Below are 13,578 nucleotides of genomic sequence, written 5' to 3'. Positions count from 1 at the left end.
GTACTATTTATTGTTATTTAAAATGATCAGTCGTAGTATTTGTCGATGATGTAGTCGACCAGTTCATCCAGGACGCCAAGGTCGTAGAAGAACTGCAGGCCGGCGTAGCGGTCGCGTTGTTCTTTCGTGTAGGAAAGAATGTCGCGGAATTCGTCTTCGCTGAAGAGGGTGTATTGTTTCGGCGAGGTCATGCCGTGCATGGCGTCGATGTATTCTGGGGCTTTTTCCACTTTTTTCACGGTTTCCGTGATGATCGCACGAATTTGGTCTTCGTTGGCTTCAATGCGGTCGATGCGGCGCTTGACGTTTGCCGGATCGGACTGCTGGTTTTTTTCGTAGACCTTGAAGATTTGATCGGCGCTGGTGCCAAAGACTCGGCGGATTTCATCCGCCCAACTGTCGTAGTCGAATTGTTCCGCGTGGGCTCTGGCTTTGTCGTAGTCGATGTCCAGGGTGAGGAATTTCTTGTACATTTCAGCCATTACACAGGTCGCCATCCCGACAGAAGTGCCGTGGAGTTCGCCGTATTCTCCCTTGAGGGCGGCCTTCATTTCCAGCACGTGGCCCATGGAGTGTTCCGCGCCGGAACCCGGACGGGAATTGTTGACGTAGCCCATGGCGATACCGATGAGCACAAGGCATTCCATCAAATACTGATAGGCGTTGGATTCGCCGTTCACCAGGCCGTTCACGCTATTTGCGACTTTGTCGGTGGAGTTGAGCATCAGTTCCGCGACTTCTTCGCAGTAGTATTCGTCGTTGATGAGGTAGGACAGGCGCCAGTCGTTGATGGCGATGTACTTGGCAATGATGTCCCCGATGCCGGCCGCGATCATTTTGTCCGGCGCCGTAGAGAGAAAATCCGTATCGCCGATGATGCCGCTGGCACAATGAGCCGGCAGGCTGCATTTGAGCCCCTTGATTGTCGCCGGGGCGACGTCGGTGGCAAAGCCGTCCATTGACGGAGCCGTGCCGATGATGTAATAAGGGATATTCCGGTGGAAGGAGACCATGCGCGTTAAGTCGTTGATCGTCCCGGAACCCACGGCAAGGGGTAGAGACACATCCTTTGGCATGGCGTTTTCGAGTTCGTCAATGAACACTTCGGTGGTGTGCATGATTTCGTGTTGGAAAATGTAAGAAGTGACGGGGTAACCGCTGGCTTTCACGAGGTTGTAGACTTGTTCACCGGCGACCGGCCAAGTGTGAATATCGGCGACAACGCAGATCTTGTCGTTCTTGGTGAGAGGCGTGCCGTCGGCCAGCTTTTGGTCTGCCAAAAATTCCGGCAGTTTGTTCACCGTGCCTTTGCCGATTGCCAGGTGATCAATGGCCATGTGGTGATGCCGCCCGCAGCTGCAGTTGTGATCAACCGTGATAAGCTCATTGATGGGCATGTCTTTTAACTTCACGTTCGAAGCACCTTCTTTCTAAAGTATTTGGTTATTTTTAAAAAAGTTGTTGTATTTATTTATATTTATAATGATCGTTAAAAAATATGATAATAAAAACACAATCTTGTGTTAACGTTTATATTTAGTATACAACAGAAAACGATTTTCCTACCACTGGGAAATTATTTTCTATAGAAAATTTTTGTCCTCAAATTTCTGTTTTTTCAATTTTTGAGTCGAAATTTTTTTCTATCTTGAAAATTGTAAAAATCGGTTCATAATATAAACAAGTAGTTGTATAAATTTTTGGGAAAAGGAGATTATTGATGGCAAAGGAACTGGATAAGTACGAACAATCTTCTTTTTTAATCATCAAAGTTACGTATATGTATTACCTTTCCGGCAGGTCCCAGAGACGCATCGCGAAGGATCTGGGTATTTCCGTCACGACAGTGTCGCGCCTGCTAAAAAAAGGGCCGGGAAAAAAATATCATTGAATTTGTCATACGAGATCCTTACGTCGAATGTTTAAAACTAGAGAAGGATCTCAAAAAGATTTTCGGGCTCACAGATGTAGTGATCGCGCCGGCGGTCGATGGACAAATCATTGGCGAAGAATCCCTCAATGATCCTGGCGATGGGGAAGTTGTCAAAAAGCTCGTCGCGCTGGAAGCGGCGCGCTACCTGCAGCGCATCATTACGAAGGACGATGTACTGGGCATCACCTGGGGCAGCACGATTTACCACATGATCAATTACCTCAATCCGGCACAACGCATTCCCGCGACCTTTGTCACGCTCCATGGCAGTCTGTCGTATTACGTGAACGGATGGGATGTTCGGGTGTTGATCCGGCGCATCGCGAAGGCCTTCAGCGGCAAGAACTACTCCTTGCCGACCAATGCGATGGTCAGTTCGCCAGTTTTGGCGAAACTTTTGCGGGAAGAAAAGAACGTTGCCAAAGTTTACGAGATGTTCGACAAAATCAATATTTCCATCGCGGGCATGGGTTCGCTTTATCCGGAATTGAATTCTATTTTATCCAAGCCGGATTATCTGAGTCCAGACGATTTGAAACAACTTCAGCGGCAGCACGTCGTCGGTGATATCGCGCTGCACTTCTTCGACACGGAAGGCCGGGAATGCCGGACGGATCTTATCGACCGGACGCTGTCGATGGATTTTGATGCTTTCAAAAATATCAAACAGAAAATCACCGTGGCTTCCGGGGTAGAAAAGGCCTACACGGCCTACAGCGCCCTCAAGGGCGGCCTCATCGATACCCTCATCGTCGATAATCAGCTGGCGGAAAAGATTCTGGAGCTGCACCACCGGGAAAAGGATCTCAGGAAAAATGTTTATACAAAGTTTGACCAATAAATCGTGTTTACATTAGAAAATTTCATTCATGAGAATACAATGCGGCAGTTAGACATTGACGCCGTCATGGTGGTTCAGAACGGCAAAACCTTGGGCTTTGAACACATCGGTGGGCCGGTGCTTCACAACGTCTTTTCCGTCGCCAAGACCTTCACGGTGACGGGGATCGGCATGGCGGTCGACGCGGGGCTTTTGCACCTTTCCGACAAACCGGCGGATTGCTTTGAAGGCTTGTTTTCGGAAAACACCGACCCGCGTTGGCAGAACGTGACCTTAGAACATCTTTTGACTATGACCTCCGGACACGGCGCGGCCCACATGATGGCGGCGGAGCGCAAATATCTGCGGAGCGAAACGGATAAGGCGATGTCAGAAGCCGTGAAAAATGAATGGCTGCGTTACGCCTTTGCTTGCCCCATGATTTACGAGCCTGGCGAGCATTTTTGTTACGGGAATCTTGCGCCCTACGTCGCGGGTCGCATGTTGGAAAAAATCACGGGAATGAGCATTCAGGATTATTTGTTCGAAAAGTTTTGGTAGCCCCTGGGCGTGACAAAACCGTGTTGGGATACGGACCCGTCGGGGCGCACCTTCGCCGCGAGCGACTTGTTTCTGGATATCAAGGATATGATCAAGCTCGGGCAGATTTATCTCGGGAAGGATGCCTTTGAGCGGCATCGTTATCTATCGGAAGATTGGGTGGTTGCAGCGACACAAAACCATGTGGCTTCCGATGTGATCAATCCCACGGGGGGAAGCGGCGGACGAACACTGCGGTTATGGCTACTACATCTGGATGAATAGCGTGCCGGGCACTTACCGGGCCTACGGCAGGGAAAGGCAGTTTATCATCGTGCTGCCGGAACGCGACGTCGTCATTGCGGTGCAGGCCATGCACCACGACGTTCAGGAAATCCTGGATCTGGTGTGGGAAACGATTTTGCCGCAGCTTTAAGCGGCCTGGAAAGAAACACATGATCAAATTATTTTTAACGGACGTGGACGGCACACTGTTTCCGGAATACGGTCAGGAACTGCCGGATTGCTTTTTCGATTCGCTGCGCGAGTTGATGGATCGAGGGGTGTTATTCGGTGTTTGCAGTGGCCGGCCGAAAGGGAATCTCGAAAAAGTGTTCGGACCGGTTACGAAAGATATTTTATTTGTGTGTGAAAACGGCGCTTATGCAGCGTATCGGGGCGAGAATATTTTGTTGGAATCCATAGCGGCGGAGGACGTGGCGGGGGTTGTCCGTGACGTGCGGCGGCTGGACGGCTGTGCTAGCATGTACGACACGGGGGAGATTTGTTATTTTGAGCGGGGCGACGAAGAAGGCTTTGAGGCCATGCGGGACGTTTATCATTTCGATTGCGAAATGGTGGAGGATCTGCTCGTACTGAAACAGCCGTGCATCAAATTCACGATCTACCGCAGAGATCACATCGAAGCAGTGTTGGCGGACGCTTTCATACCGAAATGGACGCCAAAGCTGTCCATCGCCTGTTCCGGTGAACGTGTGATGGACATCATGTCCAAACAGGTGTCGAAAGGAACGACGATTGCGGCCATTCAGAAGCGCTTTGGCATCGCGCTGGAAGAGACCTTTGCCGTGGGGGACAATCTCAATGATGTGGAGATGTTAAAGCAGGCAGCATACAGCGTTGCGGTCGCAAATGCCCGGGATATAGTCAAGGCCATCTGCCGATACGAAACGGCTAGCTGTACGGATGACGGGGAATTGAAAATCATCCAGAGTTTGCTGGCGGATTTTGATGATCCGGATCGGGCATTGATGCCCTACAAAAAGTCTAATTAGCATCAGAGGGGTGCTTTTAGAAATAAAACCATCAATATTCATGGAGAGCAAAGGAGTACGATTATGGCAAAGAAGTACATTTTAACGATTGACGAAGGTACGACCAGCGCAAGAGCGATCCTCTTCAACCACGATGGCATGCCGGTCAGCATCGCGCAGAACGAGTTCAATCAGTATTACCCGTATCCGGGTTGGATTGAACAGGACCCGAAGGAAATCTGGGCGACGACGACGGAAGTCATCAACAAATGTAAAAAACAGGCTGGCGTGGACGACGACGATATTCTCGCAGTCGGCATCACCAATCAGCGCGAAACCTGTGTCGTTTGGGACAAGGAAACGGGCGTACCGGTTTACAACGCGATCGTCTGGGGGGACAATCGCCAAGAAATCGTCGATGGCTACAATGCCATGCGTGCAGATGGCTACGAAGAAGTGCTCAAGGAAAAGACCGGCCTCGTCTGTGACCCGGAATTCTCCGCGCTCAAGGTCAAATGGATCCTGGACAATGTCGAAGAGACGAGATACCGCGCGAAACAGGGCGAACTGTATTACGGCAACATTGACTGCTGGATTCTGTGGAACCTGACCAGAGGGAAAGCTCACAAGACCGATTACAGTAACGCATCCCGTACGGCGCTGTTTAACATCAAGACCCTCGACTGGGACCAGGAACTGCTGGACAAATTCGATATTCCTCGGGAAATGATGCCGGAAGTCTGCGACAGCATGGGCAACTTCGGTGAAGTCCACATGGGGACGACGTTTCAGAAACCGTTGCCGATCACGGCGATTCTCGGCGATCAGATGGCTGCGACTTTCGGTCAGGCTTGCTTCGAAGAAGGCGACTGCAAGATGACGTTCGGGACCGCTGGCGTTTTCGACTCCATCATTGGCAACGAACCGAAAAAATCGGAATCCGGCTTGCTCACTAGTATCGCCTGGGGCATCGACGGCAAGATTACCTACTTATTCGAAGGGGTCGTTATGAATTCCGGTTCGACGATTCAGTATCTGCGGGACGAAATGCGCTTCCTTGAAGGGACGTCGGATTCGGAATTCTTTGCGAAGAAGGCGAAAATGCCCAGGGGCACGGCGTACTTCCTGCCGATGTTCTCCGGGGTCGGTGCACCGTATTGGGATGCTAACGCGAAAGGGGCACTCTTCGGCTTGACCCGCGGGATCGACAAGAACGATATCATCTTGGCGGCGCTGGATTCCCTCGGTTATCAGACCCGGGATATGGTCGACGCGACAATGCGCGATACGGGCAAACCCATCACGATTTTGAAGATCGACGGCGGCGCGGCGAAGAACGATTTGATCGCCCAGTTTAACGCGGACATCTGTGGTATCGATGTCGACCGTCCGACGAGTGTCGAAATGACGGCGGCGGGCGCGGCCTTTATGGCGGGCCTCGCGGTGGATTTCTGGACGAGCTTCGACGACATTAAGAAGGCCAGAGAATCGGAAAAGATCTTCAAACCGGAAATGCCGGAAGCACAGAAAGAAAAACTTTATGCCGGCTGGATGAACTGCATCAACACCCTGAAAGTTTGGGGCGAAGGGACGCAGGAAATCCGCAAAAAATACGGCGACGACTGATTTGTGAAGCCACTTAAAACGGAAAATATTTTCCTACTAGAGATAATTATCATATCTCTACTATAATAGAGATGAAGATAAAAGTTAGCATTCAATCATGAGAAGAGGGGAAACATGAAAACCGATATTCTGATTATCGGCGCTGGCGTCATCGGATCGGCCGTGGCGAGAAAGCTCTCCCAGTACGATCTGGACATCACTTTGGTGGAAAAACAGAGTGACGTTTGCATGGGCACCAGTAAGGCCAATTCTTCCATGATCCACAGCGGCTATAACGTCGATGGCAGCAAGCTGAAGGGTCAAATGTGCCTGAAGTCCGATACAAAAGTTTATGACAAGTTCTGCAAGGAATTAAACGTTGATTTCCGCCACACGGGTTCCGTATTTGCCGGCTTTGAAGAAAGTCATCTGAAGACGATGAAGGAAGAAGTTGACAATGCGAAGAAAAATGGGCTGGAAGGTGTGCGTATCGTCGATCACGACGAAATGATGCAGCTGGAACCGAACATCAACCCGGATGTCAAGTTCGGCCTGTTTGACCCGAATACCGGCACCATCAACCCGTTTGAATGGACGATGGCCTTGGCGGAAAACGCGGCGATGAATGGCGTCAAGGTTTTGCTCAACGCCGGTGTGACGAATATCCACACAGCAAACGGCAAGATCGCTCGTGTCGACACGGAAGTCGGCACCTTTGAGTCGAGGATTGTCATCAACTGCGCGGGCCTGTATTCCGACAAGATCGCGGCGATGGTGGAAGACATTGATTTCTACGTCCACCCGCGCAAGGGCGAATATTTCCTGTACGATAAAAAATGGGGTGGCTACGTGAATCACTGTATCTATTCCCCGCCGACACCGGTCTCCAAGGGGATGATCATCGTCCCGACGACGGAAGGCAACCTCCTCTGCGGCTCCAACGCGGTGGAAATTGACGATAAGACCGATTTCTCCACGACTCAGGAGGGCCTGGACGACATCTACGCCAGAGATATCCACAAGTTGTTCCCGGCACTACCGCGTGTCGGCGATGTCATCACGGCGTTCGCGGGCCTGCGTCCGGCGTCCAGTACGGAAGATTTCATCATCGGTCACGCGAAATCCGTGCCGACGATGATCAACCTGGTGGGCATTCAGTCGCCAGGGTTGTCTTCAGCGCCGGCCGTGGCGGACATGGTGGACGATATCGTTCACGAAGTTAGCGGCTACGCGGGACTCATCCTCAAAGAAAAACCGGATTGGAATCCGATCCGACCGAAACCGATTGTCCTGCGGGATTTCTCGAAGGAAGAACGCAGTGAACTCATCAAACAGAATCCGGACTACGGCAAAATCATCTGCCGCTGCGAAACCATCAGCAAGGGTGAAATCCTCGACGCGATTCGCCGGCTGATTCCGGCGCGCAACATCGACGCTATCAAGCGCAGAACCCGCGCTGGGATGGGCAGATGCCAGGGTGGTTTTTGCGGACCGCGGGTGGTCAACATCCTTAACGAAGAACTGGGCATTGACCCGCTCGACGTGACGAAACGCGGCGGACGCTCCAATATTCTGTTGGACAAGACGAAGGATTTATCCTTGTTTGAAGGAGGCATCGATCATGAAAAAATTGAATTATGATATTGTCGTGATCGGCGGCGGCCCTGCGGGTTTGGCGGCGGCCTTGGAAGCCAGCAAAAATGGTGTCGACCGGATTTTGGTCCTGGAACGTAGTGACCGTTTGGGCGGCATTTTGGAACAATGCATTCACAATGGCTTCGGATTGACCTATTTTAAAGAAGAACTTTCCGGTCCGGAATATGCGACGCGTTTTATCAAGGAAGTTGAAAAACAGCCGAACATCGACATTAAAACCGGGACGATGGTCGTTGAAATCACACCGGACAAGGTGGTGACGGCAGAAAATCGCGAAGACGGGCTTTTCGAAGTCGAAGCCGGTGCGGTGATTTTGGCGATGGGCTGCCGAGAACGCACCCGGGAATCCATTACAATTCCGGGGGATCGTGTAGCTGGCGTCATGACGGCAGGCACGGCCCAACGTTACGTCAACATCAACGGCTATTTGCCGGGGAAAGAAATTGTCATTCTGGGTTCCGGCGACATCGGCCTGATCATGGCCCGCCGGATGACCCTGGAAGGCTGCAACGTCAAGGGCGTGCTTGAAGTGATGCCCTTCTCTTCCGGCCTGATCCGAAATAAGGTGCAGTGCCTGGACGACTTTGGTATTCCGCTGTATCTGAACCACACAGTGACGAAGATCCACGGGAAGGACCGGGTCGAAGCGGTCTCGATTGCGGAAGTCGACGAAAATCGTCAGCCGATTCCGGAAACGGAAATCACTGTGGCCTGCGACACGCTTCTGCTTTCGGTAGGGCTGATTCCGGAAAACGAATTGTCCCAGGGCGCGGGCATTGCAATGAGCCCGGTGACCAAGGGCGCGGTGGTGGACGAAAACCGCCAGACCAGTGTGCCGGGAATCTTCGCTTGCGGCAATGTCCTGCAGGTGCACGACCTGGTGGATAACGTTTCGGCAGAAGCCCAGGTGGCTGGGCGTAGCGCGGCGTGTTACGTTAAGGGGGAAATCGATGTTCTGGACGAAGCTATCGCGGTGAAGCCTGGCGATAACATCACTTACGTAGTGCCGCAGCAGATCACATCGAAACCGTCGGAAGACGAAAAGGTCGTGAAGTTGTACATGCGTGTGCGGGAACCGAAAGAACACATCAAACTCGTTGTGACCAACGACGCGGGGGACGTCCTCGCATCGTATAAACGCGATATCATCGCGCCGGGTTCGATGGAAATGGTGCCGCTGCTGACGAAATACGTCGCGGCGGGTCAAAAGGGTATTTCGGTTTCGGTGGAAGAAGTCTAGGCGGAGGAAAAAATGAGCGAACAAACGAAAATCATTTGCACGAGCTGCCCGCGGGGTTGCCAGATCACCGTCACGCATGAGGGTAAGAAAATCACAGACGTCACAGGTTACACATGCAAGCGCGGCTTAAGCTATGCAAAGGATGAATTCACACTGCCGAAACGTGTGGTGACATCGACCGTCCGTATCAACGGTGGGGAACTTGTGATGCTACCGGTGCGTACAGCGGAAGCGATTCCGAAGAATAAAATCTTTGATTGTGTGAAGGCCATCTGCAATATTTCAGTTGATGCGCCGGTGATCATCGGTACAGTGATTTGTTTGAATATTTGTGGAACAAATGTTAATTTAATCGCTTCGCGCGATGTTAATGCTAAATGATGTCCAAAAGCGCTAAATAACAAATTAGTATGGCTCCAAATACGAAACTTTTAAATTCTGTGCCGTACCATTGAAACTTAGAGGTGCCGGCGGTTCTCCCACAAGAGCATATGCGATCGTTGAAGAATAATTTAAATCATCTGGTACTTCATGAGAGAATTAAATTCTTTGTAGACTAACTTGAAATTATTTTCCATCTAGAAAGAATTATTGACCTATTTTATAATAATAGCATCAAATAATGGATTGTAATTATTCCGCAAAGGAGGAAATTAGAAATGATCCAACAAAACAGAATGTATGGAACATTGCTCAACCCGATTTATGAAGGTTGTGACATGAACGATCTCTGTGTTGCCACTTATTTAATCGCTTGTCATCGTGATGAAGATGTCGTTGTCAAGATGAACAGCATCGGGATTGAACAGACAACTGGTTCTTGGGTTGATGTTCCTGCCGAAACAGACGAAGTTCGTGCAAAATATGCCTCAAAAGTTATTGGTATTTATGAGGTGCCTGCCTATGAAAACAGAACGGATTTAGTTAATGCAATTGGTCCTGATGGTTATCGTTGGTTTGTTGTTCGCATCGGTTTCCCCGTAGCTAATATTGAAAATAACTTACCGTTGCTTATCGGTAGTATCAGTGGCAATATCATGTCGATGCCAAATTTAAAGCTCCTTGATATTGACTTTCCTGAAAAATTCATCAAAGATTTCCAGGGTCCGAAATTCGGTCTCAAAGGCATCCGGAAAATGCTTAATGCCTACGACAGACCACTTCTTAATAATATGATCAAGCCTTGTACTGGTTATACGCCGGATGTTGGTGCCAATCTTTTCTTTGAAGCTGCTGCTGGCGGTGTCGATATCATCAAAGACGACGAATTAATCGGCGGCAATCGTTCCTTCAATAGGTTGGCAGATCGTGTCAAAATGAATATGGATGCTGCGCATCGCGCAGAAGACATTAAACACGAAAAAACACTCTATGCCTGCAATATCACCGATGAAGCTTCTCGTTTAAAAGCAAATGCTATGACTGTTATTGAAAATGGGGGTAACTGCGTTATGGTTGATGTCCACGGAGTCGGTTATACTGCTGTTAGAATGTTGGCGGAAGATCCGGATATCACTGTGCCGATTTTGGGTCACAGTTGCTTTAATGGTGCTTTCACGTCCTCGCCTTATCAAGGAATGAGTTCGAAGGTTGTCACGAAAATTTGTCGAATCATGGGGTGTGATATTTATCTGACGCAACCGCCATATGGAAAATTTGATAATACCTTCGACAATTATATCGAAAACATGATCACGGCAAAGGCTAAAATGTATGATATTAAGCCCATGTTACCCTTTGTTGGTGGCGGTGTCGTTCCTGGTCTTGTTCCTAAATTTATGGAAGATGCTGGCAATGATATTCTTTTAGGCGTTGGTGCTGGTATCCACGCACATCCGATGGGACCTCGTGCTGGTGCCAAGGCCTTCCGCGAAACTATTGATGCTTGCATGAATGATATTCCATTAGATAAAGCTGCACAAAATGGTTCCAAAGAACTGCAAGTGGCTATCGAAAAGTGGGGTATTTATGGAGCCGGTCATAGCAAAGATTTATATGCTTTATAATCGAATCGATTTTGTGTTTTGAATTCTCTAAACAATGAAAGAATAGAGGAATAAATTAAAAACCGACAAAGAGTCAGACGCGAAATTATAACTGCGGAGATATCCCTTTTTTCAGACAGCACCTGGAAAAGGGGATTTCTTATATTATTAAATTTTTGATTGTAGTATTAATAAAGGCATCCGACTTGTTATTGTAATTTACGGATAAAATATACAATACCTAAAAAACATATTCTAGATATAATGGATTAAGGAAAGAGGGCCTTTTTGATGGTTAAATGTGTAGTTGTTGCAGATGATTTGACTGGCGCTAACGCAACGGGAGTTCTCTTAAAAAAACAAGGATATGCTACGTCTACGATTTTAAATCTTAAATTATCAAGTCAAATGCAACTCAACTGAATGATACATCTCATACGGTGTTTTCCAATTTAAACATTTACGAGGTCTAAGATTTATTTCTTTCATTTTAGCTTCAACATAGCTATCTGATTGATTAATGTCCATAGCTTTTGGAAAATATTCTCTTAATAATCCATTGGTGTTTTCATTTGTTCCTCTTTGCCAGGGATGGGATGATGTGGAAATGGAAAATAAAACGCTACTAAATTCAACGCTTGTCTAATTTCTGCGTGTTTAGAAAATTCTTTTCCTCTATCTGGGGTTATTGTTCTTAAAGGTTGATTGTTTAAAAGTTCAAGCATGGCTTGTTTGACTAAAGATGAACGCTTTTTTGTGATTTTCTTGCATAGTAAATATCGACTCTTTCGATCGGTCAATATAACTAAACACGCCTTACCGGTTTGTCCCATGACGGTATCAGCTTCCCAATCACCTAACCGTTCTCGATTATTTGCAGGTTCCGGTCTACCGGTGATTAAATTACTAATCCGGATTTTACCTCTCTTTTCTTCAGAATTCTTTGTATGACGACTTTTACCGCGATGTCGTAGTTTGCGAATTGCTCCATGGTTTCCATGTGACAATCCTTTTTCATCAAATTTACCATTATAAATTTCTCGATAAATAGTATTATAGCTAATAGTAAATCTCGAATTTTCAAATTTCAATCGAGCAGAAATCTGCTCCGGAGACCATTGATGATTCAAAAACAAATCTTTTACGCGATTAAACAAATTTGGGTTATCTAATTTTTTTGGTCTACAATAAAAGCGTCTTTTTTTATAGATAGCATGATAGCGTGAGCTTCACAAGGAATGTATTCACTATTTTGGCTATTTCTTCTAATTTCTTTTGATATGGATGATTTGTTTCTCCCTAATAAAATTGAAATTTCTATTTAATTCTTGCCTATGTCAAGAAAATGTTTAAGCGATTCGCGTTCTTTTAGTGTAAAATGATTATAATGATTTTATAGTTCCTCCTGATGTTTAGATGTCTTTGAAAACACTATTTTATCAGAAAACTATGAATCATTTTTTGTTGCACTTAGATTGTATATTCAAGATTTTAAAAAAGGTGATGCCGAAAAACTTAAAACAACAGAATGTCTTACATTTACAATGGTAGCCGTGGAGTTAATAAAGACACTGCCTATGAACGTGTTTATAGTATTATTAAAATATTTAAGAACAAATAGTTAGCGTTTCTTAATAAGAGAATTGATAGTACTTTACGTGGAAATTTAGGCTCCGAGACGGATGCTATGTTAGATACGTTGGGAGATGATTACACGGCCATTGTTGTTCCTTTCACACCAGCATCGGGTTGCGTAACTATTGGCGGATCATGACTGTCGGCGGTGTTATTTTGCATAAAACAGAGGCCGCTTTAGACCCGAAAACTCCTATTCAAGATCCTAGAGTTTAAAAATTAATTGAGCAGCAGACAAAATATCCGGTTGCGTCTATATTCACTAGAGACTTGAATCGCGGCAAAAAATGGTTGTCGAATGAAATCAGTCATTTGGTCTATACTAGAAATTGGATTATTATTTTCGATGCGATTACACAAAAAGATATTAATACAATCAGTGAAGTGGTTATTTTGAGTAAAATTAAATTTATTTCTGTTGATCCAGGGCCATTTACAGTAACATTGGCACCTAAATTGATCGTGCCCAGAAAATCAAATAGGGATAAAAAAATCTTAGTTCTTAATTATCCAAGGGAGTGTTAATTCAGTTGCTAAAACACAGAGGGAAAACTTCTGGCTTGCGTAGCAGGTTTTCAATGTGTATATCAAAACTGAAAAGCTTATTGAAAGCGATGAAGCTAAATCGGAGGAAATTGATGGTGTCGTCAAAATTGTTGTTGGCCATATTGATCGTTATTTGAATTTATCACAATTATGCAGACAAAATGAATAAAACAGTGAATGAAGTGAGCGACATTATTAATTTTCTATAGCGGAAATAGCGCATAAAATAATCGAATGTATACCTTCAATATAAGGTATTTATATCAGCGGAGGAGATATAACGACCGCATTTTGTAAAGCATGTCATACACTGGGATTAAAGTTGCTTGCGGAACCTGTTCCAT

General features: G+C 46.9%; 15 protein-coding genes and 1 pseudogene. 14 read left to right on the top strand and 2 right to left on the bottom strand.

The window, feature by feature from the left end:
- Nucleotides 1–26: 26 nt before the first annotated feature.
- Nucleotides 27–1,412: a sn-glycerol-1-phosphate dehydrogenase gene (locus tag HMPREF0721_RS04435; protein ID WP_006598391.1), complete on the bottom strand. Its 1,386-nt coding sequence runs from the start codon at nucleotides 1,410–1,412 to the stop codon at nucleotides 27–29.
- A gap of 308 nt (nucleotides 1,413–1,720) precedes the next feature.
- Between HMPREF0721_RS04435 and HMPREF0721_RS11755 the strand changes: the two genes are divergently transcribed.
- The 12 genes from HMPREF0721_RS11755 to HMPREF0721_RS12795 all read left to right on the top strand — a co-directional run bounded on the left by HMPREF0721_RS11755 (nucleotide 1,721) and on the right by HMPREF0721_RS12795 (nucleotide 11,476).
- The gene (locus HMPREF0721_RS11755; protein WP_006598389.1) at nucleotides 1,721–1,891 is read left to right on the top strand and encodes a sigma factor-like helix-turn-helix DNA-binding protein; all 171 of its coding nucleotides are present in this window, start codon (nucleotides 1,721–1,723) and stop codon (nucleotides 1,889–1,891) included.
- Nucleotides 1,884–2,774 carry a sugar-binding domain-containing protein gene (locus HMPREF0721_RS04430; RefSeq protein ID WP_083798141.1) on the top strand — a complete coding sequence of 297 codons (891 nt, stop codon included), beginning with the start codon at nucleotides 1,884–1,886 and terminating at the stop codon, nucleotides 2,772–2,774. The genes HMPREF0721_RS11755 and HMPREF0721_RS04430 overlap by 8 nt, the downstream gene beginning before the upstream one ends.
- Nucleotides 2,775–2,813: 39 nt before the next feature.
- Nucleotides 2,814–3,314 carry a serine hydrolase domain-containing protein gene (locus HMPREF0721_RS04425; RefSeq protein WP_006598387.1) on the top strand — a complete coding sequence of 167 codons (501 nt, stop codon included), beginning with the start codon at nucleotides 2,814–2,816 and terminating at the stop codon, nucleotides 3,312–3,314.
- A gap of 9 nt (nucleotides 3,315–3,323) precedes the next feature.
- A complete protein-coding gene (locus HMPREF0721_RS04420; RefSeq protein WP_006598386.1) occupies nucleotides 3,324–3,578 on the top strand; it encodes a hypothetical protein in 255 nt (84 codons plus the stop codon).
- Nucleotide 3,579: 1 nt separating this feature from the next.
- On the top strand, nucleotides 3,580–3,729 hold the full coding sequence (locus HMPREF0721_RS11750; protein WP_156788696.1) for a hypothetical protein: 150 nt from the start codon (nucleotides 3,580–3,582) through the stop codon (nucleotides 3,727–3,729).
- A 19-nt stretch (nucleotides 3,730–3,748) separates the two neighbouring features.
- Nucleotides 3,749–4,588 carry an HAD family hydrolase gene (locus HMPREF0721_RS04415; RefSeq protein WP_006598384.1) on the top strand — a complete coding sequence of 280 codons (840 nt, stop codon included), beginning with the start codon at nucleotides 3,749–3,751 and terminating at the stop codon, nucleotides 4,586–4,588.
- A gap of 63 nt (nucleotides 4,589–4,651) precedes the next feature.
- Nucleotides 4,652–6,193 (top strand): FGGY family carbohydrate kinase, encoded by a 1,542-nt coding sequence (locus tag HMPREF0721_RS04410; protein ID WP_006598383.1) that lies wholly within the window; start codon nucleotides 4,652–4,654, stop codon nucleotides 6,191–6,193.
- Between the two features lie 114 nt (nucleotides 6,194–6,307).
- Nucleotides 6,308–7,813: an NAD(P)/FAD-dependent oxidoreductase gene (locus tag HMPREF0721_RS04405; protein ID WP_006598382.1), complete on the top strand. Its 1,506-nt coding sequence runs from the start codon at nucleotides 6,308–6,310 to the stop codon at nucleotides 7,811–7,813.
- Nucleotides 7,794–9,068 (top strand): NAD(P)/FAD-dependent oxidoreductase, encoded by a 1,275-nt coding sequence (locus HMPREF0721_RS04400; protein ID WP_006598381.1) that lies wholly within the window; start codon nucleotides 7,794–7,796, stop codon nucleotides 9,066–9,068. Before HMPREF0721_RS04405 ends, HMPREF0721_RS04400 begins: the two co-directional genes overlap by 20 nt.
- Nucleotides 9,069–9,080: 12 nt before the next feature.
- Nucleotides 9,081–9,449: a DUF1667 domain-containing protein gene (locus tag HMPREF0721_RS04395; protein WP_006598380.1), complete on the top strand. Its 369-nt coding sequence runs from the start codon at nucleotides 9,081–9,083 to the stop codon at nucleotides 9,447–9,449.
- A gap of 278 nt (nucleotides 9,450–9,727) precedes the next feature.
- Nucleotides 9,728–11,074, top strand: coding sequence for a RuBisCO large subunit C-terminal-like domain-containing protein (locus HMPREF0721_RS04390; protein WP_006598379.1), 1,347 nt, complete (start codon nucleotides 9,728–9,730; stop codon nucleotides 11,072–11,074).
- A gap of 270 nt (nucleotides 11,075–11,344) precedes the next feature.
- Nucleotides 11,345–11,476 (top strand): four-carbon acid sugar kinase family protein, encoded by a 132-nt coding sequence (locus HMPREF0721_RS12795; protein ID WP_156788695.1) that lies wholly within the window; start codon nucleotides 11,345–11,347, stop codon nucleotides 11,474–11,476.
- Here HMPREF0721_RS12795 and HMPREF0721_RS11470 read toward each other — a convergent pair.
- A pseudogene (locus tag HMPREF0721_RS11470) lies at nucleotides 11,453–12,389 on the bottom strand (IS30 family transposase). The gene HMPREF0721_RS12795 and the pseudogene HMPREF0721_RS11470 overlap by 24 nt on opposite strands.
- 351 nt (nucleotides 12,390–12,740) lie before the next feature.
- On the opposite strand from HMPREF0721_RS11470, the gene HMPREF0721_RS12790 reads away from it, so the two are divergent.
- Nucleotides 12,741–12,827: a hypothetical protein gene (locus HMPREF0721_RS12790; RefSeq protein WP_423219053.1), complete on the top strand. Its 87-nt coding sequence runs from the start codon at nucleotides 12,741–12,743 to the stop codon at nucleotides 12,825–12,827.
- Nucleotides 12,828–12,958: 131 nt separating this feature from the next.
- Nucleotides 12,959–13,213, top strand: coding sequence for a hypothetical protein (locus HMPREF0721_RS12785; protein ID WP_006598375.1), 255 nt, complete (start codon nucleotides 12,959–12,961; stop codon nucleotides 13,211–13,213).
- Nucleotides 13,214–13,578: the final 365 nt, after the last annotated feature.

Source organism: Pseudoramibacter alactolyticus ATCC 23263, assembly GCF_000185505.1.
Lineage (GTDB): Bacteria > Bacillota > Clostridia > Eubacteriales > Eubacteriaceae > Pseudoramibacter > Pseudoramibacter alactolyticus.
This window is presented reverse-complemented; position numbering and strand designations above follow the sequence as displayed.